Below are 25,127 nucleotides of genomic sequence, written 5' to 3'. Positions count from 1 at the left end.
CTCAGTCCCAGTTTTCGCCCGCGCGGTGGCAGGCAACCATACGGCCATCCCATTCCCGCAGCTCCGGAACCTCGGTGCCGCAGCGCTCCGTTGCGTAAGGGCAGCGGGTATGGAAGCAGCAGCCGGACGGCAGATTGACCGGGCTGGGCACTTCGCCCATCAGCACACGGCGGTGCTGGTTGCGGCGGTGTGGATCCGCCTGCGGGATGGCATCCATCAAAAAGGCGGTATAGGGGTGCATGGGGCGGCTGTAGAGCTCTTCCTTGGTGGCAACCTCGCACACATGGCCCAGGAACATTACGCAGACGCGGTCCGCAATAAAGTTGATGACAGAAAGATCATGCCCGATGAAGAGATAGGTCAGGCCGTACTGCTTTTGCAGGTCCTTGAGCAGGTTCAACACCTGGCTCTGCACCGAAACATCCAATGCGGAGACCGGTTCATCGCAGACGATCAGGTCCGGCTGCAGCGCAATGGCGCGGGCAATGCCGATGCGCTGGCGCTGGCCGCCGCTGAATTGGTGCGGGTAACGGTTCAAAAACTCTGCCGGTACACCAACAGCCTGCATCAATTCCAGCACGCGGTGGGTGGTTTCGGCTTTGGTTTTGCATACATGATAGGTTTCCAGCGGTTCGGCAATGATATCCCGCACCTTCATGCGCGGGTCAAGGCTGGCATACGGGTCCTGGAAGACCATCTGCATCCGGCGGCGCAGGGGGGCAAATTTCTTATCCTTCATGGCGGTGATGTTCTGCCCCTCAAAGGTCACGCTGCCCCTGGTTGCGGGCAGCATGCGGATCAGGGTGCGTCCCAGGGTGCTTTTGCCGCAGCCGCTCTCCCCCACCAGGGCCAGCGTTTCGCCGCGGTACAGGGTCAGATCCACATTGGTCAGGGCATGGACGGTCTGGTCTTTTTTGCTGGTTTCAAAGTTTTTATAAATACCTTTTGCCTGCAAAAGAACTTCGTGTTTTACCTCGCTCATTGATGTTCCTCCTCACAGCGGAAGCAGCGCACCTGATGATCCGGTGCAACGGGATGCAGCTGCGCTTTTTCCGTGCGGCATTGGTCGGTGGCATATTCGCAGCGGTTGCTGAACGGGCAGCCCTGCGACAGGTGCAGCAGGTTGGGCACCACACCGGGGATGGTGTGCAGCCGCTCAGCGTTCTGGCCAATGCGCGGGATGGAATCCAGCAGGCCCTTGGTATAGGGGTGCATGGTATGGTCAAACAGCTCAAAGGTTTCGGCCTGTTCCATGATCTTGCCTGCGTACATGACATACACATAGTCACAGATTTCCGCCACAACGCCCATGTTATGGGTGATGATCAGCACGCTCATGCCGGTTTCGTCCCGCAGCTCCTTCATCAGGCGCAGGATCTGGGCTTCAATTGTCACATCCAGTGCGGTGGTGGGCTCATCGGCAATCAGCAGCTTGGGCTTGCATACCATGGCCATGGCAATCATCACGCGCTGGCGCAGGCCGCCGGAAAGCTCGTGCGGGTAGCAGTCATAGCGCTTTTCCGCTTCGGGGATGCCAACACGCTGGAACATTTCCACCACGCGCTGCTTGGCTTCCGCCTTGCTCATGGTCGGGTTATGCACCAGCAGCGTTTCGCGCACCTGGCGGCCCACCTTGAGCACCGGGTTCAGGCTGGTCATCGGCTCCTGAAAGATCATCGAAATATCATTGCCGCAGATCTTGCGCAGCTCTTTATCCGAAAGTCTGGTCAGGTCCTGATCTTCAAACCGGATGCTGCCGCCCGCCACGCGGCCGGGGTATTTCAGCAGGCCCATAATGGATTTGGCGGTCATGCTTTTGCCGCAGCCGCTCTCCCCCACCAGGCCGATGATCTTGCCCTTGGGAATATCCAGGTCCAGGCCATCCACCGCCGGGGCCACGCCTTTTTCGGTAAAGAAATAGGAGTTCAGGCCGCGGATTTCCAGAACATTATTATTATTTTCCATCTTTTACTTCTCCCCCGCCGTTACTGGTTCTTCATGTAGGGGTCCAGCACATCGCGCAGACCGTCACCCAAAAAGTTGAACGCCAGCACCACGATCATAATGGCAATGCAGGGTGCCAGGGCCAGCCAGGGCTGGGTGAACAAAAACTGCTTGGACTGGTTGACCATCAGGCCCCAGGATGCTGCCGGGGGCTGTGCGCCGATGCCCAAAAAGCTCAGCGAGCTTTCAGACAGAATGGCAGAGGGAACATTCAGGGTAAACAGAACGATCAATGAGGGAATGCAGTTGGGCAGGATATGCTTGAGCATGATTTTGCCGTTGCTGACGCCGATCGAACGGGCAGCCTCAACATATTCGCTCTCCTTCAGGCTCAGGGTCTGGCTGCGCACCACGCGGGCCACACTGGCCCAGCTGGTGAGGGAAAGCGCGATAAACAGGTTGACAGTGGACTGGCCCAGGGTGTACATAACCACCATGGCCAGCAGCAGGGACGGGATGGACAGCATGATATCCGCCAGGCGCATGATGACATAATCCACCCAGCCGCCAAAGTAACCGGCCAGCAGGCCAAAGAAGATGCCCACCACCAGCGAGATGATGCTGGGCAGAATACCGATGGTAAGCGAGAGGCGCGAACCATACAGAATACGGGAGAACACATCGCGGCCCAGTTCATCCGTGCCAAACCAGTGGGCAGCGCTGGGGCCCTGCAAACGGCTGATCAGGTCCTGCTCAGCCTCACCATAGGGGGCCAGAACGGGAGCAAAAATAGCCATCAGGATGACAACCAGAATCAGCACAGCCGAAAAGGCAGCCAGCTTGTTCTGGCGGCACATGTGCAGCAACTGTTCTTTCAGGCCGTCCTCTTCGCCGATCTGGCTTTCCAGTTCCTGCGGCTGGGCATTTTTCAACATTTTGTCTGCCATGGCTTATGCCTCCTTTCTGATGCGCGGGTCCAGCACAGAATACAGCAGGTCTGCAATCAGGTTGCCTGCAATGACCAGCACGGTGGTAAACAGCACGGTCCCCTGCAGCACCGGCATATCACGGTTCTGGATTGCTGTGGTGGCAAGGCGGCCGATGCCAGGAATGGCAAAAATGCTCTCGGTGATAACCGCGCCGGACAGCATGCCGGAAAACTGCAATGCCATCATGGTAATGACCGGCAGCATGGAGTTTTTGAGCGCATGGCCCAGAATGACCGCCTGCTTGCGCAGGCCTTTGGCACGGGCGGTATCAATATAATCCGCCTGCATCACTTCCAGCAGGCTGGAGCGCGTCATACGGGCAATGCTGCCTGCGCTGTTCCAGCCCAGGGCAATGGCGGGCAAAATCATGGAAAGGAAGGTACCATCCAGCGTAAGCGGGAATGCCTTGATTTTGAAGGCAAACAGGTATTGCAGCAGCAGCGCCACCATGAAAATAGGCATGGAAACGCCAGCCAGCGAAACGCCCATGAACAGGTGGTCCACAAGGCTGTTCTGCCTGATGGCTGCTATAATACCGGTGCCAAGGCCCAGCACCCAGGCGAACAGCGCCGCCAGCAGGGCCAGTTCCAGCGTGTAGGGGAACGCCTCCATGATCATATCGGTAACAGCGCGGTTATATTTATAACTGATGCCCAGGTCCCCATGGATCGCCCCGGCCAGATAGTCAAAGAACTGCACGATCACCGGCTTATCCAGCCCCATCACTTCAGTCAGGCGGTCAATGGTGGCCTGGTCCACATGTTCACCCAGCAGCATAGCCGCCGCATTGCCGGGAACAATGCGCAGCATGATGAAGATGAGCAGTACCACGCCGATCAGCACCGGAATGGTGCCCAAAATGCGCTTTATCACGCTTTTCACACGGAGTCACTCCCCTTTTGTCCCTCACAGCCGCTGTTTCCAAACTGCCAATCGGTTAAAACCACGCTCTGTGCAGGTGAACATCATTTTCCCCGCAGGCGTTGCTTCGGCACAGCGCTTTTATAAAAAGCGCTAAGGCAATACCGCATAATTCTAAGTGCCGATACGGCGAGCGAGGTGCGGCAGATGCCAAGCCAAAAGCGCAGATAATACTGGAGTCTTATCGAGCATTTTGGCAACGCAGATGCCGTGCCGCAGCTGCCGGAGCGGTGCTTAAGCCGCAAGGCGGGAATTGTGCGGTGTTGCCCTAAGTTTTCAGGTTCGTGGGCGCACAATGTGCGCCCCTACGGTCCCTGCCAGGCAGAATGCAGTTTTACCTTATGGACAGTCTGTTTGAGCGGCTGTATATTTTTACACTTTTATGCTGTAAAATATACAAGCATTAAAATTATAACATAAAAAATGCAGGCTGCAACCTGTGGTCGCAGCCTGCATTGCATTATTTGTAACTTTTTTTGTCCAAAAATTACTTCAAGGTAACGTTGATATACTGGGTATCGTTATAACCAGCCCAGTGCGGGGTGAAGGAGGCGATCCGGTCGCCCTTAACAAACAGGTGGGAACGGCTGAACATGGGTACCCATGCAGCGTCCTCTTCCACGATCTGCTTTTCCAGCGCGGCATACTCGGTCAGGCGTTCGGTGTCGTCCACAATGCCGCGGGCGGCAGCAACACGGCTCATAACGTCGGTGTTAAAGTAGTTCAGGCTGCGCACATTGCTCTTTTCGGGGGTACCGAAGAACGTGTAAATGAAGTTATCCGGGTCGTTATAGTCGGCCGTCCAGGAGCTGACAAAGCTGACCATATCGCCGCTCTTGCGCAGATCCAGCCAGCTGGCGGGGTCATAGCTCTTGATCTCGGCGTTAATCCCGATCTGCTGCAGGTACTGCTGCACGATCTGGATGACCAGCAGAGTGGAATCGCTGCTGGAGTTATCGGCAGCAATCTCCATGGTAAAGCCATCCGCGTAACCGGCTTCGGCCAGCAGGCTCTTGGCCTGTTCGGGGTCGTACTTCAGCCAACCCTCGTTGTCCTCGGTGTAGCCGATCAGGCCTTTGGGGTAAATGCCGTCCACCAGGCTGCCATCGCCGTTATACACGGTATCCAGGATGGTCTGGCGGTCAATGGCCATCTGGATGGCCTTGCGGACCTTGACATCGTTCAGCGGCTCCACATTCTCGTTCAGAGCCATGTAGGTGGTGCCCAGACGGTTGGAGGTTACGATATCATCGGCATACTGGGTCTTGTAGGTAGAGTTGACAACGGCAGCGTCAATGTAATCGCAGTCCAGGATATCCAGCTCACCGTTCTGGAACATCATGCTCATGGTGGAAGAATCCGGCACGATGGAAATTTCCACATGCTGCACGCTGGGCTTTTCGCCCCAGTAGTTGGGGTTGGCATCCAGCACAATGCTGCTGTCGCGGGTCCAGCTGGTGACCACATACGGGCCAGAGCCGATGGTCTTGGAGCAGTCCATACCAAACTGGTCGCCTGCTTCCTCCACGTTCTTCTCGCTCATGATGGAGCAGGAAGCGGTTGCCAGCTCATACAGGAAACCGGCAAACGGCTTCGACAGGGTAACGGTAAAGTGGGTGTCATCAATCACCTGAATGCCTTCCAGGTCGGTGGCGGTGCCATCCATCACAGCTTCCGCACCGGCAATGGCAGAGGCATAATCCGTCTGCACGCTGTCCGGCAGGGCCAGCATACGGGTAAAGGTATACTTGACATCGTTGGCGGTCAGCGGGGTGCCGTCAGAGAACGTAACACCGCTGCGCAGGGTGAAATCATAGGTCAGGCCGTCGTCCGAAACGGTGTAGTCTTCCACCAGGCTCTTCTCCAGCTCAGTGGAGCCGTCCGCATTGGTTTTGATCTCAAACAGGCGGTCAAAGATATTCAGCGGCACCATGTAGTCGTTGTTGGTCTTGTGCACATCCATCGTCTGGATATCGGTGTTCATGGCAACGCGCAGCGAACCATCTGCTGCAGCCCCGGTGGAAGCGGCAGCTTCGGTGGAAGATGCCCCGGTATCGGAGGATGTATCAGCGGAGGAAACCGCTGGGGTGGTGGACGCGGAGCTGCCGCAGGCAGCCAGCATGCTGGCCAGCAGTGCAGTGCTCAGCGCAGCGCAGGCAAATTTTTTCATAATTCTTTCCCTCTCTTAATTGGCGCAGCCATTCTGCCGCGTCCCTGATTGTTTTGGGGCTGAGCCCCCGGCCCCAGGCGGTTAAAACGCACAATGTTACCGCCTGAACCCGCAAAAGTGCAAAAAAGGGCAGCTGTATTGGTAGCTGCCCCTTTGCATCTCATGTTGGTTATAATACCACAAATCCTATCAGATTGCAAGCGCAAATTCTGCTGGCCGTGGTTCCCCAACCCGGAACAGCTTAAACGTTGTTCGGGCTGTTTTTCAGGATAACGTCATGGCTGCCGCCTTCCACAATGGAGGTGGAAGAAACAACCGTCAGACGGGCTTTCTGCTGCAGTTCCGGGATGGACAGCGCACCACAGTTGCACATGGTGGAGCGCACCTTGTACAGCGTGGTCTGCACGCCATCGGCCAGCGGGCCGGCATACGGAACGTAAGAATCAACGCCTTCCTCAAAGCTCAGCTTCTGGGCACCGCCAAGGTCATAGCGCTGCCAGTTGCGGGCACGGTTGGAACCTTCGCCCCAGTATTCCTTCACATAGTTGCCGCCAACGCGCAGCTTGTTCGTGGGGGATTCATCAAAGCGGGCAAAGTAACGGCCCAGCATAACAAAGTCAGCGCCCATTGCCAATGCCAGGGTGATGTGGTAGTCATGCACAATGCCGCCATCGGAGCAGATGGGGATATAGATGCCGGTCTGCTCATAGTATTCATCGCGGGCTTTGGCAACCTCGATAACGGCGGTTGCCTGGCCGCGGCCAATGCCCTTGGTTTCGCGGGTGATGCAGATGGAGCCGCCGCCAATGCCGATCTTGACAAAGTCTGCACCGGCTTTTGCCAGGAACAGGAAGCCCTCGCGGTCCACCACGTTGCCTGCACCGACCTTTACCTTGTCGCCGTAATGCTCACGGATCCAGGCGATGGTACGGGACTGCCATTCGCTGTAACCTTCGGAAGAGTCGATGCAGAGCACATCCACGCCGGCATCCACCAGGGCGGGCACGCGCTCGGCATAGTCGCGGGTATTGATGCCGGCGCCGACAACATAGCTCTTGTTGGCATCCAGCAGCTCATTGGCATGTTCCTTGTGGGAATCATAATCTTTGCGGAAAACCATATACTGCAGGTTGCCCTGCTCGTCTACCAGCGGCAGAGAGTTGATCTTGTTATCCCAGATGATATCGTTGCAGTCATGCAGGCTGGTGTTGGCCGGTGCGGTAACCAGCTTGTCCAGCGGGGTCATGAACTCAGTCACTTTCAGATCGGTGCTCATGCGGGACAGGCGGTAGTCACGGGATGCCACAATGCCCAGCAGCTTGCCGTGGGGGGTGCCGTCAGCCGTGATGGCAACGGTGGAATGGCCGGTACGGGTTTTCAGGTCCAACACATCAGCCAGGGTAGCCTCCGGCGGCAGGTTGGAATCAGAGGTGACAAAGCCCTTTTTGTAAGCCTTGACACGGCGAACCATATCAGCCTCGGACTGAACGGACTGGGAGCCGTAAATGAAAGAAACGCCGCCCTGCTTGGCAAGGGCAATGGCGAGCTTTTCACCGGAAACGGACTGCATGATAGCCGAAACCATGGGGATGTTCATGGTCAGGGGGCAGGCTTCTTCGCCCTTGCGGTACTTGACCAGCGGGGTTTTGAGGCTGACAGCCGTGGGGATGCACTCCGAAGAGGAATAGCCGGGGACGAGCAGATACTCGCCGAAGGTACGGGACGGTTCACTAAAATAATACGCCATTTCGCAATTCTCCTTTACCCTTTTCGTTGCCTGATTTGCTTATTGGTTATTGTACCACATTCGCGTACAATATGCAAAATTTGTTGCATTAAATCTTTTTTTGGCCTTTTGGGCAAAAGTTGTATAAACTGCACCATGGCCAGGCGCAAGAGTATGACTAATCAAAACATTTTGCACATCGGCACCCGTCCGCCGTTTGGAACGGGCTTCAAACGCGTTCCGGCATGCCGCACATGTGATGCTCTTTTCCCCGCTCATTCCTCAAAGTTCAGGGTAATATCCCCCAGCGCGGCATCCAGAATCACAGCGTTGGCTGCTTTGCTGTTGGCGCTGTAAGGGCTTGCCTGCTTGGCGCCGCTTACCGTAATGCTGCCCAGGCCGCATGCAGCCTGCACGCTGTAACCGTCTGCCTTTTCCCCCAGGGTCAGGGCAATATTGCCCAGCTGGTCGGTTACCTGCACCTGGCTGGCCCCCACCAGGCGGCTGATCGTCACATCGCCCTGGGCGTCTTCAATCGTCACGCACTCTGCCTGCACGGTGCCAAGCTCTGCACTGCCCAGGGCAAGCGTTGCATCCAGCTGCCCGGTTTGCAGCTCATCCGCATACAGGCTGCCGAGGGCAAGGTCTGCCTGTATGCTTTTGGCTTTCAGTGTACCAAGGTCGGCGCTGCCCAGGTTCAGATTCAGCTCTATCTGTTCCAGTTCTATCTCCGGCAGGGCGATGCTCAGCGCGGGCGTGGGGTCACTGCCGAAAATATAGCCTTTGGGTATTTTGTACCGCACCTTAAAGCTGTCCTCGTCCACGGTACGCTCCAGCCAGTCGGAATAGAAATTTTCAAACCGGAGTGTTATCTCATCCGCTGCATTGCTGCGCACAAAAGCAACCTCGCCGCAGTCCAGGTCCAATACCATCGTTTGGACCTGCTTTGCATCCAGCGTCATCGTGCTGCTTTCCAACCGATTGGTGCTTTCGCTTTTTGCACTTTCCTTTGTGATGGCTGTTTCGGTATTTTCATCCGTGCTTTCGTCCATATTTTCGGTTGTTCCCCCGGCGGCTTCCCCGGTGGCTTCCTGCGGGGGAACTTCTTCTGCCGTTGCGCTCTCTGCAATGCTGTACTGATATTTTGTCACAATTTTGAAAGAGCCGATGAACACCAGCAGCACAACAATCAAAATTGCAAGGATAGCCAGCACAATCCACACCGGGCTTTTTCTGCGCCTGCTGCCCTGTTCTGGCATGCTGTTATCCGGCATCGGCGTGCCGAACTGTGCCCCGGTACCCTCCCATATCTTTTCCGCCACATTCTGGGGGCTGCCCAGTTCCTGGATGGTCTGGGCCTCTTTTTCGGGGCCTGCAGCATCAAAGTATTCTTCGTAATAATCCAGGGCATCCCGGCGTTCGGCTTCCGGCATTGCGGCCAGCAGAGCTGCCAGCTGCTGCATATATTCCTGCCTTGTCATTTTGCATCCTCCCCAAAAATATGGTCAATGTTGGCGGCGTAAACTTTCCACTCTGCCTTGTAGCCTGCCAGCTGCTGCCGCCCCAGCGGGGTAATTTTGTAATAGCGGCGGTTGCGGCCATTGAACGGTTCATCGTAAATGGTCAGGCAGCCATCTTTTTGCAGCCGCCGCAGCACCGGGTACAGTGTCGATTCGCTCAATTCCAGCGCCTGCTTGATCTCCTGGGTGATCTTGTAGCCATAAGTACCTTCTTCCTCGCGCGATACGACCGCCAGCACCACGGCATCCAGCAGCGCCGCGCCTGTGGTAAAGCTCATGTGGGTGCCCCCTTCCCTGTTGTATTAGCCCGGCAGTGCCGCTGCGTGTGGCGGCGGCTCTGCCGGTATTATTTTGTTCTATATATTATATATCATATAATATTATGTCAGTCAATACATTTTATCTGGTTCTTTCCCACTGCTTCAAAAATGGCAGCAAAAATGCCGCAGGCACACAGCCTGCGGCATAAAAGTGATGCTTATTCTGTTTTAGCTTACCTGATGCTGCTCGATCCAATCCGCCACCGCGCGGGAAAGCTCGGTCAGGCTGCCCTTGGTAAAGGGGGCTTTCATTCCGGCGCTTTCGGCCAGCTCGGTATAGGTTGCCATACCGGCCAGGTTGGTCAGCTTCATATAGCGCTGCCAGGCGTCCTTGTGGTCCTTCAGGCTGGCCACAAAGAACTGCAGGGCAATGGCGGTTGCCAGGCAGTAATCAATATAGTAGAACGGGCATTCAAAGATATGCAGCTGGCGCTGCCAGCCTGCGCCGCGGCCATAGAACGGCAGGTCGCCGAACTTGTTCCAGGGGCGATATTTCTTTTCCAGCTCCAGCCAGACGGCATTGCGTTCATCCGGCGTAAGATCTGGCTGCTGATACATAATGTGCTGGAATTCATCCACCATGCAGCCGTATGGCAGGAAGATAAAGCTGTCCTCGGCGTGCAGCAGCTCGTATTTATCCGTATCCTCCTTAAAGAAGAGGTGATGCCACGGGGCGGTCAGGAACTCCATGCTCATGGAGTGGATCTCGGCGCTCTCCATACCGGGGCACTGGATATCTTCGGGGATGTTCTTGGGGCTGCGGGCAGCCAGGTAGCCTTCCAGCGCATGCCCTGCTTCATGGGTCAGCACATCCACATCCCCCGCCGTGCCGTTCCAGTTGGCAAAGATGAAGGGGGTCTTGTAATCGGGCAGCATTTCCTCATAACCGCCGCTCATTTTGCCGGGGCGGCTGAGAACGTCGAACATCTCGTTATCCTGCATGAAGTCGATGAACTCTGCCGTTTCGGGGCTGAGCTCATGGTACATCTTGCGGGCACCGGCCATCAGCTCGTCATAGCTGCCGTGCGGCACGGGGTTGCCGTCCGCAAAGCTGATGGTGCTGTCCCAGAACATGGGGTTCTCAATGCCGGTGCGCTTGTTGCGCAGAGCCAGAGCCTTCTGGATCATGGGCACCACCTGCTCCACCACTTCCTGGCGGAACGCGGCAACCTCCGCCGGGCCGTAACCGATGCGGTTCATGCGGATATAGCTCAGCTCGCTGTAATCGTTGTAGCCCAGGATGCGTGCCTGCTCGTTGCGATTCTTGACCATCTTATCATAGATCTCGTCAAACTCGGCGCGGTGGGCGTCAAAGTAAACGGCTTCCGCCTCGTAAGCCTTACGGCGCATGGCGGGGTCAGTGCTCTGCTTATACAGCGTCAGCTGCGGGATGGTCAGCTGTTTGCCGTCCAGCTCCGCCATTGCACCGCCGTACAATTTCTGGTAAGCACTGGTCAGAGCATTTTCCTCTTTCTGCAGTTCGATCACCCGGTCGTCCATGCTCAGCACCAGGTTGCGCAGGCTGGGCAGAATGCGGGTACCGAACGCTTCTTCCAGCGCTTTGGCGTGCGGGTTGGAAAGAATCGCCTCCGCAACATTGCGTGCTGCATTGCTGACCGCCGGGCCGGTTGCATCAAACCATTCCTGTTCCCCGCTCCAATATTCATCGCGGGTATCCTGGGTATAATGGATGGATGCCAGGCAGGATGCCGTGTGGTAATGGGCCATCATGGCGTTTTCTTCGCGGTAAAGCTGTACCAGTTCTTCGCCGCTCTGGGCAGCGGCCATCTTTTTGGCATACTCTTCGCACTGGGCCAGAACCTTATCCAGGTCCGGGCGTTCGTACTTCATTTCTGAAAATTTCATAGCGATTCCTTTCTATTGTACATCCATTTTGGGGATACCGGAAATTCAAAAAGTCCGCCACGTTGCAAAAACAGGCCATTTTTTTGCTTTTTTCGGCTTTCCCAACGGATAAGTATTTTTCCGTGCAGGCACGGGCATTTGGCGCTAAACCTTGTTATGTTAATATCATAGCACACCAACAGGTATTTGGGTAGCCCCCTGTGCGGCGGGCAAAATGCACTTGCGGGTTTGCGGCAAATAGGCTACAATGGCAGTGAGCAAACACTGCGGCTTTTGCCGCCACAAAGGAGCAAACGACCATGACGTATAACGAAGTACTTACTGCAGCGCGTGGCCAGATGGGGCCCTGCAAAGCGTGCCCTGTGTGTGATGGGCGTGCCTGCCGCAACACGGTGCCGGGTCCCGGTGCCAAGGGCGTGGGTGATGTTGCCATCCGCAATTACAGCGCATGGCAGAACGTGCGGGTGAACATGGACACCATTTGCGAATCGGGTGAGCCGGACACCACGCTGGAAATGTTCGGCCACAGTTACCGCATCCCGGTTTTTGCCGGGCCGGTGGGTGCCATGCAGCTGCATTACGGCACCAAGTACACCGACCTGGAGTACAATGATATTCTGGTTCCCGCCTGCCACGATGCCGGGATCCTGGCTTTCACCGGTGACGGCACCAATCCCGCGGTTATGGTGGGTGCCTGCAAGGCGGTAAAAGCCAATGCCGGGTTTGGCATTCCAACCGTAAAGCCTTGGGATGCCGGGACGATTGCAGAAAAGATGGCCCTGGTGCGTGCCACCGGCGCGTTTGCCGTTGCCATGGACATTGACGCCGCCGGTCTGCCGTTTTTGAAGAACCTGAACCCGCCCGCCGGCAGCAAAACGGTGGAAGAGCTGCGCGGCATTATTGCGGATGCCAAGGTTCCGTTCATCATCAAGGGCGTCATGACGGCACGCGGCGCGCAGAAAGCGGTGGAAGCCGGTGCTTCGGCGATCGTGATTTCCAACCACGGCGGGCGCGTTCTGGACCAGGTGCCCGCCACAGCAGAAGTTCTGCCGGAAATTGCGGAGGCCGTCAATGGCCGCTGCAAGATTCTGGTGGATGGCGGCATCCGCACGGGTGTGGATGTATTTAAGGCGTTGGCCCTTGGCGCAGACGCCGTATTGATTGCCCGCCCCTTTGTGAACGCCATTTACGGTGCCGGTGCCGAGGGTGTTCAGGTGTATGTGGACAAGCTGGCCGGTGAGCTGGCCGACACCATGAGTATGTGCGGTGCACATTCCCTGGCCGAGATCACCCGCAACATGGTGAGAGTGTGATTTTTTACGAGGGTTTGTGTTCCTTCTTTGAAAAGAAAGAACCGAAGAAACTTTAATCTCGTATTACATACAAAATAAGATCAAGGCCCGTTGCACAGGATTTTGGGATGCAGCGGGCCTTGGTTGTTTTAGATGATATTTTTTATTGCTCTGTAGGGAACGGTCTTGACCGTTCCCTACAAATTGGGCAGGGTTTCTGCCCTCTTTCATACTATACAAATACAAAACCAAAATAACCGCCCGCCTGCCGGAATGTCATATTCCAAACAGACGGGCGGTTATCTAAGGCAATACCGCATAATTCTAAGTGCCGATACGGCGAGCGAGGTACGGCAGATGCTAAGCCAAAAGCGCAGATAATACTGGATGCTGCAAAGGTGAGCGCCGCCAGTGGCGGATACAGCGAACCGAAGCAGGGGCAGCGGTCGCAGAGTGCGAGGGGCTTTTGCCCCGAAGCACGATGCGGGTACCGCAACCCGACATTATCGAGCATTTTGGCAACGCAGATGCCGTGCCGCAGCTGCCGGAGCGGTGCTTAAGCCGCAAGGCGGGAATTGTGCGGTGTTGCCTTATATTTGTCTTATCATTTCGGGTGCTTTTGTCTCGCTATCCCGCAACCTTACTGCGCGTGGTTGATGGGTTCCATGATGGCGTGTACCACAAAGCGCTGGTTGTTGGAAGCATAGGCGGAGCGGCAGGTGGAAAGCGTCAGGATATGGCTGCCGCTGGGAACATCCACGCCGGTATCATACAGCGAAAGTTCTTTCAGATACCGCAAAAAGGCATCGTAATCTTCGCCCTCACTGTAATCCAGCGCATAGCACGGGTCGTCCGATTTGGCATCGTGCGCCGAGAAGATGCGGCACAGGTAGTCGCCATCCGGCGTGTACAGGGTAAACGTTGGGTTTGCGCTGTAAAAATCCTGCTTGCGGTAAGCATCCAGCTTGCCGAACATGGCGCCGTTATGGATGTTGTGGCCATGGATCACATGGCACAGACCGTCCGCCCAGCTGGTGGAATCCCACGAAGGGCGGATCAGACAGCCATCGTTGCTGCTTGCACCGGAAAAGCTGCGGCGCAGGTAATAGTTGGAATCTTCGTTCTGCACCACCGGCAGCGAAAGTTCCAGCCCCTGCACACTGAGCCATGCGGTAACGTCCGGGTTTTGCTCTTTCAACACGGTAAAGTCCAGGCGGGAAGCCGGGGCGTTATCGCCGCCGGTGCTGGTATCCATCCAGACAAGCTGGGTGCGCAGGGTCTGGTATTCTTCATCACTTTTCTGGTAGCTTGTCCACTGCCAGAAGAACAACAGCAGGAACACCACCGCGGCAGCCAGCAGCGCCGGTACAATAAACTTGGAAAGCTGCGCTGCCGTTACGCCATCCGTACTGCGCCGACGGTGCGGCTTGGGGTCTTTCTCCGGCGGCTCACGGTACATGGTGTACTGCTTTCTGCTGGATTTGTGGTGGGTACTGCTGCCTGTGGAGCGGCGGGGCTGCCCGCTATAAGAGGGATTTTGTCTGCTCATGCTTACCCCCTGTCGGAATGCGAGGCATCATCGCCGTTTTCTTTCTTTTTGCGCACCACGGTCACACCTACTGCTGCGCCAACGCACACAATGGCCAACACCAGGAAGATCCACATCACCGGGCTGTCACCGGTGGGCAGGCCGTACTGACCGTTTGCAAAAGCCGGAACATTCGGCGGGGCCGTGGGGCTAATCTTGGGGGTATCACCATTGCCATTGGGTATTGCGTTACCCGACATATTCGGGTTGTCGCCGGGATTACCCGGGGTCGGATCACCATCCGGGTTGGGCGTTTCGTCCGGGTTCTCCGAAGGATTGCTCGGTGTCGGCGTTGCGCTCGGCTGGTCCACCATCTTGACCAGGTGGTAGCCACAGTTGGGGATGGTGCCGTCACCGTTAAAGTAGAACTCTACATCCGCGGCCTGAGCATAGCCCTCTGGGGCGCTTTCCTCGTGCATGATGTAAGTATGGCCTGCCACCAGCACTTCGCCGGTGTTGCCGGTCATCACCAGCTTTTCCGGTTCTGTACCGGAAACCCAGCTGTGAACCAGCTTGCCAGTGTTCTTATCCGTCAGCGTCATGGAAGCCCCTGCCAGAGAGTTGCCGTTGGGGTCCACCTTGGAAAGCTTGACTTCCAGTGGCTGGTCAATAACAGTCAATGTCTGGCCATCCAGCTTGCCGGATTTGGAAGTTACGGCAACGGTAAAATCCGAATTGATAGTAAAAGTAATATCGCTGGTCATGGCATAGCCTGCCGGAGCGTAAGTTTCGCGCAGCAGGTAGTTGCCGGGCGAAAGCTGCATCTCGTGCGGAGTGCTTTCGGTCTTCCAGCTGTCGATCTCGCTCTGGGTGCCATCGGAGCCTACGCTGTAAACCACCAGTTTTGCGCCGGGCAGTTCATCGCTGCCGGTGGCGGACTTTTTGCTCACGATCAGCTTTTGCCGCTTGGCGTTGGTAAAGGTAAAGGTTTTGCCGTCATCGCTGGTGGTCATGGTGGAAACATAGCCATCCAGGCCGGTCATATCCTCGCTGATGTTGCAGTTGGTCATGCCCTGGCGGATATCAAAGTAAACGGTGCCATCCCCCGTGATGGTACGGGTGGCGCTGCGCTGCTGGCCATCCTGGGTATAGGTCAGCACAATTCTGGCCGGGCCGTGGTTGCTGTCATCGGTAATCCACTTTTTCTTGACCGTGATGCGGCCATAGCTGCTGATGTTGCCGGAGTAACTGTTTTCCACATGTTCCTTGACCATAACGTACACGATCCAGCTGGTACGAGAACCAAAGAAACAGTTGGGTACCGGGATGGTAATGCTGTCCATCGTGCGGGAAAGGGTTGTGGTAATGGTAAAGTAGCCGTTCTCAGCATAGGTATCATTGCCGATGCCGTGCGGAAAGTAAACATACAGATAGCGGTTGTTTTCGCCGCCCTGATAGAAGCTGACGTTGCCATCCGTATACTCGATATTATAGTTGCCGGGGCAGGCATCCAGCAGCCAGCCGATATCCATACGCAGGTAGCTGTTGCCCTTGGTGGTGTTTTCTTTCATCAGGCTGGAGTCATCCAGGATTGCCTGGCTGCCCGCTGCCACCGTTGTGCCATCCAGCATGGTTGTATCATGGGTATAGGTCACATAGGTTGAATTGGACTCATCCACCAGTGTGGCATCGTTCGGGTCATAAGCGCGGCCCTGCAAACCGAACAGCACGTTGAAGGAGATGGTATCGCCAACCTGCATGGTCAGCGGGGTTCCCTGCTGGCGCATCTGGTCCAGCTGGTTCAGGGTATAGTCCACACCATTGACCGTAACGGTAACACGCTTGACGTAATTCATCAAGTCCACACATCCATTGGCCGATGCATCATAATTGGGATAATAGTAATCATCCTGTGCCGCATGGGCACCTGTTGCAAAGGCAAGCACCAACAAAATCAGCAACAGGCAGTACCGCACGCCGTTCCGTAAGTATTCCATCTTCTGGTTCAACGTTTTCAACCTCAATCACCTGACATCCTTGTTTTTTTACAGACGCTACAATGTATTTTATCATTTTATAACGTCTGCTCGTTTTATCTTGTTCCTTTAACTATGTAGTTTATTTTATCATATCCTTGTGCTGCTTTCAACCTGCAAAGCTTCCAAATTTACACTTTTTTGTCACAGATTCCTTGGGTGCATCTGCTATTTGTTTCCCGCGGCAGGCAACAAATGTCCGGCATTTTTGCTGTGTTCACGCCGGATTGCGTCAGCTTTTGTGAAGTATCCTCACATGCAGCAAATAGCAAAGGCCGGCGGCTCCGTTTTTTGGGCAGCCACCGGCGTATTCAAAATCTACGATGCAGAAAACGGCCTAATTTTGAGCAGCGAGGTTGTTTCCACCAACGGGCAGGGCCATGGTGCGCTGGTAGGCTTCCTGGTTCAGCATCAGGTCAATGTGGTTTTATGCGGCGGGATTGGTGCCGGTGCCCAGGCCGCCCTTGCGCAGACTGGCATCCAGCTGTTTGGCGGTATTTCCGGCAGTGCAGATGCCGCTGCCGCAGATTATCTGGCTGGTCGGCTTGTTTTTGACCCCAACGCCCACTGCAATCATCATGCCCACGAAGCAGAGCACGCCTGCGGTTCCCATTCCTGCCACGAGGACAAAGGCGGCTGTGCCGGGAGCTGCCACTGACCAAAAGAGTTAAAAAGTGCCGCGTCCCGAGAGAAAAATCGAGATGCAGCACTCATTTGTATCCTCATTTTTGATTGTTGAAGAAAACCAAAAATCCGAACCCTCTCCCCTGTCGAGAAAAGGTTCGGATTTTTATTATTCAGTGCGGATAACAGGACTTGAACCTGCACGTCGTAGACACTGGACCCTAAAACCAGCGCGTCTGCCAATTCCGCCATATCCGCTCAAAATACCTTTGTATTTTAACAGGTATCACGCTTTTTGTCAATGCAGGCAGACGGGTCATATTAGGGCAATACCGCATAATTCTAAGTGCCGATACGGCGAGCGAGGTGCGGCAGCTGCTAAGCCAAAAGCGCAGATAATACTGGATGCTGCAAAGGTGAGCCGCCGCCAGTGGCGGAAACAGCGAACCGAAGCAGGGGCAGCGGTCGCAGAGTGCGAGGGGCTTTTGCCCCCGAAGCACGATGCGGGTACCGCAACCCGACATTATCGAGCATTTTGGCAACGCAGATGCCGTGCCGCAGCTGCCGGAGCGGTGCTCAAGCCGCAAGGCGGGAATTGTGCGGTGTTGCCTCAGGTTTCGTATCAGGTCAGGCTTTGCAGGTATGCCTGTGGGCCGGACTGGTACAGGTCGCCGCCATGGGCATCCAGCAGAACGGTAAGGGGCATATCCACCACTTCCAGGCGGCGGACAGCCTCGCACCCAAGGTCCGGCCAGGCGATGATCTCGCAGCTTTTTACGCTGCCAGCCATCAGGGCACCTGCCCCGCCAATGGCTGCCAGGTACACAGCACCGTTGCGCACAACGGCGGCCTTTACGGCTTCATCCCGCTTGCCCTTGCCGATCATACAGGCAAGGCCCAGGTCCAGCAGGCGCGGGGTAAACTTATCCATGCGGCCGGATGTCGTGGGACCCGCCGCACCAATGGCACAGCCGGGGCGCTCCGGTGTGGGGCCGACATAATAGATGGCCGCGCCTTTGATATCGAACGGCAGCGGTTCCCCACGGTCCAGCGCTTCGTTCATACGGGCGTGGGCGGCATCGCGGGCGGTATATACGGTGCCGGTCAGCAGCACGGTATCCCCCGCGTGCAGCGGGGCAAGCTCCTGCCGTGTAAGCGGCGTTGTTAAACGTACCTGCATATAAAAATTACCCTTCCTGCTGCACGCGCGCGCGGCGGTGCTGCTCCCTGACTTCCTCATGGTGGCGGTTTACCATTTCCATTTCAGTTTGCAAAATCTGCCCCGGTGCCGGGTCCGGCTGCAGCTTGGGCGGCTGATCGTCATCCAAGGAGATATCGATTTTACTGCCCGGTTTATGCTGAGCCGGTTCCCCCAGTGGGATATCAATTTGCGGTTTGTTTGCCAATTTGATCTCTTCCTTAAAAATTTGTGTCTTGCTTTGGGGCAGCATGTTATGATGCTGTTTCCCCTGTTTTGGTGGCTTAGCTCACATCGCATTTCGCAGTTGATGTTGCCCATATTTCATTGTTTCGCCGTTCTTTTCCACCGTTTATTCCTATATTGCTCAAAGTTTCTGCTTCCTTCTTTTCAAAGAAGGGACAACAATGCCCGTAAAAAGTCCTTACACCTCAGCGCTGGCGCGGCGGGTAACGTGGCAGCTTACGTTGACTGCCACCGGCAGGCAGGCCACATGGGTGGGCAGCTGTTCAATGCAGACGCCCAGGCAGGTGGTTGCACCGCCAAAGCCCTGCGGGCCAAAGCCGGTTGCATTGATGGCATCCAACAGCTCTTTTTCCAGCGCGGCATAATAGGGGTCCGCGTTGGGCTGGTCCAGCGGGCGCAGCAGTGCCTTTTTGGCCAGAGCTGCGCATTTATCAAAGCTGCCGCCAATGCCAATGCCCAGCACAATGGGCGGGCAGGGGTTGGCCCCCGCCTGCTTGACGGTTTCCATCACAAAGTCTTTTACGCCCTGCACGCCATCGGCAGGTTTGAGCATGGTCAGGCGGCTCATATTCTCGCTGCCTGCGCCCTTGGGGGCTACGGTAATTTTGCAGACATCCCCCGGCACAAGATGTACCGTTAAAAACGCCGGGGTGTTATCCCCCGTGTTCACGCGCTGCAAGGGATCCGCGGTGATGGACTTGCGCAGGTAGGCTTTCTCATACCCGCGGCGCACGCCCTCGTTCACAGCTTCGTCCAGATTGCCGTTGATATGCACATCCTGGCCAAGCTCGATGAACACACAGGCCATGCCGGTATCCTGGCAGATCGGCAGGTCTTTTTCTGCAGCAACGCAAAGGTTCTGCTGCAGCAGTTCCAGCGTCTGGCGAGCCAGCGGCCAGGGTTCGGCGGCATGGGCGTTATCCAGCGCCTGCTTCACATCCGGCGGCAGCTGGGTGTTGGCGCGGATGCACAGTTCTTCCACCGCATCGGTAATGGCGACGGCGTTTACCTCCCGGATGCTCATACCCGCGCCACGCCGCTTTCCCGTGCAGCTTGCGCCACAGCGTCAGCCACAGCCGGTGCCACACGCGGGTCAAAGGCCTTGGGCAGAATGTTTTCCTCGTTCAGCTCGTCCTCCGGGATCAGGCCGGCGATGGCCTTCGCGGCGGCCATCTTCATCTGGGGGTTGATGTCCCGTGCGCGGACGGAAAGTGCGCCCTTGAAGATGCCGGGGAACGCCAGAACATTGTTGACCTGGTTGGGGAAATCGCTGCGGCCGGTGCCGATGACCCGCACACCGGCTGCCTTGGCGGCATCGGGCATGATCTCCGGGTTGGGGTTGGCCATGGCGAACACAATGGCATCCGGTGCCATGGTGGCGGCCATCTCGGTGGTCAGCGCACCGGCAACGGAGGTGCCGATAAAGACATCTGCACCGCGCACGGCATCGGCCAGGGTGCCGGTCAGGTGTTCGGGGTTGGTCACGGTTGCCAGCCATTCCTTATGGTCGGCAAGGCCCGCCGGGCGGCCGGGGTACAGAATACCGTGTTCATCCACAGCAACAATGTTTTTGGCACCGGCAACCTGCAGCATTTTGATGATGGCCGTACCGGCAGCGCCGGGGCCGTTCTGCACGATCTTGACATCTTCCAGCCGCTTGCCAACAACCTTGAGGGCGTTGAGCACGCCGGCCAGCACGATAATCGCGGTGCCGTGCTGGTCGTCATGGAATACAGGGATATCCAGGTCGCGCTCCAACTCCGCTTCAATATCAAAGCACTCCGGGCTGCGGATATCCTCCAGGTTGATGCCGCCAAAAGTCGGAGCAATGGCCTTGACAGCGGCAATAACTTCCTCGCGGGTGGAAGCATTCAGGCAGATGGGGAACGCATCGACACCGCCGAACTCCTTAAACAGAACGCACTTGCCTTCCATGACCGGCAGACCAGCTTCGGGGCCGATGTTGCCCAGGCCCAGCACAGCAGTACCGTTTGTGACAACTGCCACGGTGCGGCCCTTGAAGGTGTATTTATACACATCGTCCGGGTTCGCCTTGATCTGGCGGCAGGGCTCCGCAACGCCGGGGGTGTAGGCAGTGGACAGGGCGTCACGGTCCTTGACTTCAAACAGGCTGTTGACCGTCAGCTTGCCGGGGTATTTTGCATGCATTTCAAGTGCGGCGGCATTGTAATCCATGGTAGTTGCTCCTTTGTTCGTATTCCTGTATTGATTTTGTTTTTATTTCAGTTTTGCATAAATCGGTTCCAGCTGGATCACGCAGAAATGGTCCGGCCAGCGGTCCGATACCGCTTTGCGCAAAGCAGCCGGGATTTTGTTGGCGCGGTGGTCCTTGGCGGCCAGCCAGTCTGCGGGCACAGCACAATCAAAAATCACATTGGTATGGGTGGGGCCGGGCACAATGCGCAGGTCATGGATATCCGCTTCCGGCGCAATCTCGGCCAGCTGTTCTTTCAAGAATTTCCGCAGTTCGTTGATATGCGGGTCATCCGTCACAACAGGGTCAAAGTGGATCGTGACCAGCAGATGGTCATGCACCTGAAAATCCCGCTCGATAGAGTCGATCAGGTCATGGCTTTTCATCACATCACTGTCGGCGGAAAGCTCAATATGGAAGCTGACCAGCTTGCTGCCGGGCCCGTAATCATGCACCATCAAATCATGGATGCCCAGCACACCGGGGTAACTCAGGGCTTTTTTCTCAATGTAATCGATCAGTTCCGGGTCAGGGGCCGCGCCCAGCAGCGGGCTGATGGTATCCCGCACCAGGCCGACGCCGCTCCAAAGGATAAACAGCGCCACGCCAACACCCATCAGGCCATCAATGCGGTCAATGCCAGTCAGGTGAGCCAGAATGGTAGCGGCCAGAACCGCGGCAGTGGTAACCACATCGTTGCGGGCATCCGCCGCAGTGGCCATGAGCGTTTCGGACTTGATGCGGCTGCCAACGCTGCGGTTGAAGCTGCTCATCCACAGTTTGACCAGGATGGACACCACCAGCACCGCTATGGTCAGCGCGCTAAGGGTGACCGGCGTGGGGTGCAGCACCTTGAGGAAACTTTCTTTCAGCAGCTCAATGCCGATGACCAGTATCATGACCGAAACCGCCAGCCCCGCCAGGTATTCGTACCGTGCATGGCCGTAAGGGTGCTCATCATCGGCAGGTTTTGACCCCAGGCGGAAGCCCACCAGGCTGACCACGTTGGAGCTTGCATCGGACAGGTTGTTCAATGCGTCCGCCGCAATGGCCATACTGCCAAACAGGGTGCCCACCGTAAACTTGCCCGCAAACAGCAGCACATTGCACACAATCCCCACCATGCAGGCCAGGTTGCCGTAAGCAGTGCGCACGGTGCGGTCCTGGATATTGGCCGGATCACGGATAAAAAGTCTGATCAGAAGTTTTGTCAAGAATTGCTCTTCCCTTCCCCTACAGATATGGATATTCGGAATTGAAGTTTCCTGCTGGGGCGTTGTATCCGACAAAACCCACAGACAGATAATTTACAAAAATGGCGGACCGATGGGGGTCCGCCATTTATCATTTCAGGTTCAAGCAGCGTTCCTGCTGACCATCTTATGCAGATCAGTCACGAATGATGCAGGCATCGCGCTCCGGGCCAACGGAGATATACTTGATCTTGCAGCCAACGGCCTTTTCCAGATATTCCACATAGCCGCGGGCAGCTTCCGGCAGGTCCTCGTACTTGCGCACGGAGGTGATATCGCAGTGCCAGCCCGGCAGCTTGACGACAACCGGCTGTGCATCGTCCAAAGTCTTGCCGGTCGGGAAGCGGTCGGTCACAGTGCCGTCAGCCAGCTTGTACTGGGCAACAACGGGAACTTCTTCCATATAATCCAGAACGTCAAACAGGGTCAGGGCCAGCTCGTCACAGCCCTGGCACTGAACGCCGTAACGGGAAGCAACCACATCAAACGGGCCAACGCGGCGCGGGCGGCCGGTGGCAGCGCCGTATTCATGGCCGGCTTCACGCAGCAGGTGCTTTTCTTCCTCGGTCATAGCCAGCTCGGTGGTAAAGGGGCCGTCACCCACGCAGGAAGAATAAGCCTTCATGATACCGATGGACTTGTTCAGCTTGCGGCCGGGGATGCCAGCGCCGATGGGTGCATAAGCGCCGATGGTGTTGGAGGAAGTGGTGTAGGGATAAATGCCGTAGTCGATATCACGCAGGGCTCCCAGCTGGGCCTCAAACATGATCTTCTTGCCGGCATCGTCAGCATCTGCCAGGTACTGGCCGACATCGCAGATGTAAGCGCTGAACACTTCCTGGAAGTGCTTGCACCAGTTCCACATATCGTCCACGCTGACAGGCTTCTGGTTATAAATGTTGACCATGGTCAGGTTCTTGGATTCCACCAGGGTTTCCAGGCGCTTGCGCACACTGGCATCCATGTGGACCAAATCGCCCATGCGCAGGGTTTTCTTCATGTACTTATCACCATAGGTGTAAGCAATGCCGCGCTTGGTGGAACCAAACTGTGCGCCCGTTTTGGCAAGGCGGGCCTCCTCCAGGCCATCCTGCTCCACATGGAACGGCATGGTGATGGTAGCACGGTCAGAAATTTTCAGGTTGTCCGGGGTAATCTTAACACCCTGTTCGCGCAGGGCGGCGATCTCTTTTTCGAGATGTTCCGGGTCAATGACCATACCGCCGCCCATAACACAGACAATGTTGGGGTGCAGGATGCCGGAGGGCACCAGGTTCAGTACGAACTTGCCGCACTCGTTTTTGACGGTGTGGCCGGCGTTGTCGCCGCCCTGGTAACGGGCAACGATGTCATAATCGCGGCAGAGCAGGTCCACCATACGGCCCTTGCCCTCGTCGCCCCAGTTGATACCGGTAATTGCAGTAAGCATGAAAAATAACCTCGCTTTGGCAAAATGTACAGCCTTTTCCGTTCAGTCTGCCGGGTGGCTGACTGATTTCTTGTAGCCGGGATTCGCCGCCAGCTATATTATAGCAAACCCGCTTGCAAATTCCAATACCCCGGCACAATTTTGTGCAAACCACACAGCCCCGCGCCAGCCGGGCCGCCACTTTGAACAGGGGATCAGTGGCGCACCTGCAGCTTGCGGCGGGTGCCGTCCGGTTCAATCACCGTGGTATGCTCCAGCTGGTCAATCATGGATGCGCGGATATCGGCCAGGTATTCCTGCCGCAGGGCGTCACGCTCCGCCAGTTCGGCTTCCGTCAGGCCGGAAGTTTTTGCTTTATGAGCCAGCGCATTGATGCGCGCGATTTTTTCTTTTTCCATAGGGTTCTGTTCCTTTCCTTATATAAGGATATCCGGGCAGCAGGTCTGCCGCCCATGGCAGAGCATTGGGTGCTCTGCCATGGGTATTATAACACACCCGCTTCCCTTTTGTGAATGCAGGGCTGTACTTTTTGCAAAAAAGCTGTATAATAGAAAAGTATCCGCTTTTGACGGGGGTATTTTTCCCTGCTGCGGTACGCGATGTATTTTTTCAAAAAAGACAGGAGACAACCCATGAAAAACACCAACCTGACCCGCGCTGCTGCCAGCCTGCTGGCATGCGGCATGGTTTTTGGCCTGACTGCCTGCAGTTCCAGCGCATCCTCCAGCGAAGCAACCGCCGAGAGCGCAGCTTCCAGCGAAGCTGCCAGTGAAAGCACTGTTCCTGACGACGCTACCGCAGAAAGCGCCGCCGATGATTATTCTTATCTGGCTGATTTTTCTTTCAGTGATGCCTATGACGAGAACGGCTACCTGAAAGGCATCACCGCGCTGGATTACGTCACGCTGCCGGATACTGAGAGCTTTACCCTTTCGGACGATGCCACCACCGTGAGCGACAGTGATATTGACGATTACATTTCCAACAACATTCTTTCCAACTATAAGACCACCAACGAGATCACCAACCGCGCCGCCGAAAACGGTGACACTGTGAACATTGACTTTGCCGGTTCCATTGACGGCGTTGCCTTTGACGGCGGCACCGGCAGCGATTATGATCTGACCCTGGGCAGCGGCACCTTTATTGACGGCTTCGAGGATCAGATCGTTGGCCACATGCCCGGCGAAACCTTTGATGTGAATGTCACCTTCCCGGATGACTACCAGGCCACCAACCTAGCCGGCAAGGACGCAGTGTTCGCCACCACGCTGAACTACATCAACGAGGATGTGACCCCCGACCTGACTGATGATTGGGTCAGCAGCAACCTGGCCGAGTCCATGGGCATGAACAATGTGGCTGAGCTGAAAACTTTTGTCAGCAACAGCCTGCTGTTCAATCAGGAAGCCAATGAGCTGTACGGCCAGCTGTACGATGCTGCCGAAGTCAATACCGATACCCTGCCCGAAGATGTGCAGCAGTATTTCACCAATACCGTGCTGTACCAGCCGTACCTGTACGCCCAGATGCGCGGCGTTTCGCTGGAGACCATGCTGAGCCAGGCCGGTTACAGCAGTGTGGATGAATACCTGGAAAACAGCGAAAGCTCCAAGCAGAGCATGATCAAGCAGATCCTGATCATGCAGGCTTTGGCGGAGAAGAACAACATTGTATGCGATACCGACATTCTGAACGCTGAGTTCTCCCGCTACTTTGGCTCCACCGATATGACCAGCTATGTGAACGCTTACGGCGAAAACTACGTGAAAACCAACATTCTGCATGACATTGTGATGCAGAACCAGATCGACAACGTTGCCTAAGCTGCCCAAGCTGTTTGGCTACCC

Annotated in this window: 21 protein-coding genes and 1 tRNA gene; 3 read left to right on the top strand and 19 right to left on the bottom strand. The window is 56.1% G+C overall.

The genetic code is table 11. The features are described from left to right. Position 1: 1 nt before the first annotated feature. From PG062_RS06075 to PG062_RS06035, 9 genes are all read right to left on the bottom strand, one after another. Positions 2-982: an ABC transporter ATP-binding protein gene (locus tag PG062_RS06075; RefSeq protein ID WP_270751593.1), complete on the bottom strand. Its 981-nt coding sequence runs from the start codon at positions 980-982 to the stop codon at positions 2-4. Further along, positions 979-1,965, bottom strand: coding sequence for an ABC transporter ATP-binding protein (locus tag PG062_RS06070; protein WP_113999639.1), 987 nt, complete (start codon positions 1,963-1,965; stop codon positions 979-981). Before PG062_RS06070 ends, PG062_RS06075 begins: the two co-directional genes overlap by 4 nt. Before the next feature lie 20 nt (positions 1,966-1,985). Next, complete coding sequence (locus PG062_RS06065; protein WP_270751592.1) at positions 1,986-2,891, bottom strand: ABC transporter permease; 906 nt, start codon at positions 2,889-2,891, stop codon at positions 1,986-1,988. 3 nt (positions 2,892-2,894) lie between these two features. Beyond that, complete coding sequence (locus PG062_RS06060) at positions 2,895-3,815, bottom strand: ABC transporter permease (RefSeq protein ID WP_270751591.1); 921 nt, start codon at positions 3,813-3,815, stop codon at positions 2,895-2,897. A gap of 526 nt (positions 3,816-4,341) precedes the next feature. Next, positions 4,342-6,024: an ABC transporter substrate-binding protein gene (locus PG062_RS06055; RefSeq protein WP_270751590.1), complete on the bottom strand. Its 1,683-nt coding sequence runs from the start codon at positions 6,022-6,024 to the stop codon at positions 4,342-4,344. A 241-nt stretch (positions 6,025-6,265) separates the two neighbouring features. After that, on the bottom strand, positions 6,266-7,771 hold the full coding sequence (locus PG062_RS06050) for an IMP dehydrogenase (protein ID WP_270751589.1): 1,506 nt from the start codon (positions 7,769-7,771) through the stop codon (positions 6,266-6,268). Between the two features lie 254 nt (positions 7,772-8,025). Beyond that, on the bottom strand, positions 8,026-9,231 hold the full coding sequence (locus PG062_RS06045; RefSeq protein WP_270751588.1) for an HAAS signaling domain-containing protein: 1,206 nt from the start codon (positions 9,229-9,231) through the stop codon (positions 8,026-8,028). Continuing rightward, entirely contained in the window at positions 9,228-9,548 is a 321-nt protein-coding gene (locus PG062_RS06040; RefSeq protein WP_270751587.1) for a PadR family transcriptional regulator, read from the bottom strand. The genes PG062_RS06045 and PG062_RS06040 overlap by 4 nt, the downstream gene beginning before the upstream one ends. 210 nt (positions 9,549-9,758) lie before the next feature. Continuing rightward, positions 9,759-11,456 carry a M3 family oligoendopeptidase gene (locus PG062_RS06035; protein WP_113999644.1) on the bottom strand — a complete coding sequence of 566 codons (1,698 nt, stop codon included), beginning with the start codon at positions 11,454-11,456 and terminating at the stop codon, positions 9,759-9,761. Between the two features lie 299 nt (positions 11,457-11,755). On the opposite strand from PG062_RS06035, the gene PG062_RS06030 reads away from it, so the two are divergent. Beyond that, complete coding sequence (locus PG062_RS06030; RefSeq protein ID WP_113999645.1) at positions 11,756-12,769, top strand: alpha-hydroxy-acid oxidizing protein; 1,014 nt, start codon at positions 11,756-11,758, stop codon at positions 12,767-12,769. 619 nt (positions 12,770-13,388) lie between these two features. Here the strand turns inward: PG062_RS06030 and PG062_RS06025 are convergent. Then, the gene (locus PG062_RS06025) at positions 13,389-14,297 is read right to left on the bottom strand and encodes a class B sortase (protein ID WP_270751586.1); all 909 of its coding nucleotides are present in this window, start codon (positions 14,295-14,297) and stop codon (positions 13,389-13,391) included. A 2-nt stretch (positions 14,298-14,299) separates the two neighbouring features. Next, a complete protein-coding gene (locus PG062_RS06020; RefSeq protein WP_270751585.1) occupies positions 14,300-16,294 on the bottom strand; it encodes an MSCRAMM family protein in 1,995 nt (664 codons plus the stop codon). A 274-nt stretch (positions 16,295-16,568) separates the two neighbouring features. On the opposite strand from PG062_RS06020, the gene PG062_RS06015 reads away from it, so the two are divergent. Continuing rightward, the gene (locus PG062_RS06015) at positions 16,569-16,970 is read left to right on the top strand and encodes a NifB/NifX family molybdenum-iron cluster-binding protein (RefSeq protein WP_270751584.1); all 402 of its coding nucleotides are present in this window, start codon (positions 16,569-16,571) and stop codon (positions 16,968-16,970) included. Between the two features lie 143 nt (positions 16,971-17,113). On the opposite strand, the gene PG062_RS06010 is transcribed toward PG062_RS06015, so the two are convergent. From PG062_RS06010 to PG062_RS05975, 8 genes are all read right to left on the bottom strand, one after another. After that, a tRNA-Leu gene (locus PG062_RS06010) sits at positions 17,114-17,194 on the bottom strand. 364 nt (positions 17,195-17,558) lie between these two features. Further along, on the bottom strand, positions 17,559-18,116 hold the full coding sequence (locus PG062_RS06005; protein ID WP_113999649.1) for a Fe-S-containing hydro-lyase: 558 nt from the start codon (positions 18,114-18,116) through the stop codon (positions 17,559-17,561). Positions 18,117-18,123: 7 nt separating this feature from the next. Further along, a complete protein-coding gene (locus PG062_RS06000) occupies positions 18,124-18,342 on the bottom strand; it encodes a hypothetical protein (RefSeq protein ID WP_270751582.1) in 219 nt (72 codons plus the stop codon). Between the two features lie 216 nt (positions 18,343-18,558). Beyond that, positions 18,559-19,398, bottom strand: a complete 840-nt coding sequence (locus tag PG062_RS05995; protein WP_270751657.1) for a fumarate hydratase — start codon at positions 19,396-19,398, stop codon at positions 18,559-18,561. A gap of 2 nt (positions 19,399-19,400) precedes the next feature. Then, on the bottom strand, positions 19,401-20,576 hold the full coding sequence (locus tag PG062_RS05990; protein WP_113999651.1) for an NAD(P)-dependent malic enzyme: 1,176 nt from the start codon (positions 20,574-20,576) through the stop codon (positions 19,401-19,403). 42 nt (positions 20,577-20,618) lie between these two features. Next, on the bottom strand, positions 20,619-21,809 hold the full coding sequence (locus tag PG062_RS05985) for a cation diffusion facilitator family transporter (protein WP_270751581.1): 1,191 nt from the start codon (positions 21,807-21,809) through the stop codon (positions 20,619-20,621). Positions 21,810-21,984: 175 nt separating this feature from the next. Then, a complete protein-coding gene (locus PG062_RS05980; protein WP_113999653.1) occupies positions 21,985-23,277 on the bottom strand; it encodes an adenylosuccinate synthase in 1,293 nt (430 codons plus the stop codon). A gap of 194 nt (positions 23,278-23,471) precedes the next feature. Then, entirely contained in the window at positions 23,472-23,675 is a 204-nt protein-coding gene (locus PG062_RS05975) for a DUF896 domain-containing protein (protein ID WP_113999654.1), read from the bottom strand. A gap of 234 nt (positions 23,676-23,909) precedes the next feature. On the opposite strand from PG062_RS05975, the gene PG062_RS05970 reads away from it, so the two are divergent. Next, complete coding sequence (locus PG062_RS05970) at positions 23,910-25,103, top strand: trigger factor (RefSeq protein WP_113999655.1); 1,194 nt, start codon at positions 23,910-23,912, stop codon at positions 25,101-25,103. The last annotated feature ends 24 nt before the right edge of the window (positions 25,104-25,127 follow it).

Source organism: Gemmiger qucibialis (assembly GCF_027689445.1).
In the GTDB taxonomy this organism is placed as follows: domain Bacteria; phylum Bacillota; class Clostridia; order Oscillospirales; family Ruminococcaceae; genus Gemmiger; species Gemmiger qucibialis.
The sequence above is the reverse complement of the archived record's forward strand: the minus strand, read 5'-3'. Positions and strand labels throughout refer to the sequence as shown.

What these genes read in the sequence shown, in the direction of transcription:
- PG062_RS06075 (WP_270751593.1), bottom strand. Translation starts at nt 982, where the DNA reads ATGAGCGAGGTAAAACACGAAGTTCTTTTGCAGGCAAAAGGTATTTAT.
- PG062_RS06070 (WP_113999639.1), bottom strand. Translation starts at nt 1,965, where the DNA reads ATGGAAAATAATAATAATGTTCTGGAAATCCGCGGCCTGAACTCCTAT.
- PG062_RS06065 (WP_270751592.1), bottom strand. Translation starts at nt 2,891, where the DNA reads ATGGCAGACAAAATGTTGAAAAATGCCCAGCCGCAGGAACTGGAAAGC.
- PG062_RS06055 (WP_270751590.1), bottom strand. Translation starts at nt 6,024, where the DNA reads ATGAAAAAATTTGCCTGCGCTGCGCTGAGCACTGCACTGCTGGCCAGC.
- PG062_RS06050 (WP_270751589.1), bottom strand. Translation starts at nt 7,771, where the DNA reads ATGGCGTATTATTTTAGTGAACCGTCCCGTACCTTCGGCGAGTATCTG.
- PG062_RS06045 (WP_270751588.1), bottom strand. Translation starts at nt 9,231, where the DNA reads ATGACAAGGCAGGAATATATGCAGCAGCTGGCAGCTCTGCTGGCCGCA.
- PG062_RS06040 (WP_270751587.1), bottom strand. Translation starts at nt 9,548, where the DNA reads ATGAGCTTTACCACAGGCGCGGCGCTGCTGGATGCCGTGGTGCTGGCG.
- PG062_RS06035 (WP_113999644.1), bottom strand. Translation starts at nt 11,456, where the DNA reads ATGAAATTTTCAGAAATGAAGTACGAACGCCCGGACCTGGATAAGGTT.
- PG062_RS06030 (WP_113999645.1), top strand. Translation starts at nt 11,756, where the DNA reads ATGACGTATAACGAAGTACTTACTGCAGCGCGTGGCCAGATGGGGCCC.
- PG062_RS06025 (WP_270751586.1), bottom strand. Translation starts at nt 14,297, where the DNA reads ATGAGCAGACAAAATCCCTCTTATAGCGGGCAGCCCCGCCGCTCCACA.
- PG062_RS06015 (WP_270751584.1), top strand. Translation starts at nt 16,569, where the DNA reads ATGCAGCAAATAGCAAAGGCCGGCGGCTCCGTTTTTTGGGCAGCCACC.
- PG062_RS06005 (WP_113999649.1), bottom strand. Translation starts at nt 18,116, where the DNA reads ATGCAGGTACGTTTAACAACGCCGCTTACACGGCAGGAGCTTGCCCCG.
- PG062_RS05990 (WP_113999651.1), bottom strand. Translation starts at nt 20,576, where the DNA reads ATGGATTACAATGCCGCCGCACTTGAAATGCATGCAAAATACCCCGGC.
- PG062_RS05980 (WP_113999653.1), bottom strand. Translation starts at nt 23,277, where the DNA reads ATGCTTACTGCAATTACCGGTATCAACTGGGGCGACGAGGGCAAGGGC.
- PG062_RS05975 (WP_113999654.1), bottom strand. Translation starts at nt 23,675, where the DNA reads ATGGAAAAAGAAAAAATCGCGCGCATCAATGCGCTGGCTCATAAAGCA.
- PG062_RS05970 (WP_113999655.1), top strand. Translation starts at nt 23,910, where the DNA reads ATGAAAAACACCAACCTGACCCGCGCTGCTGCCAGCCTGCTGGCATGC.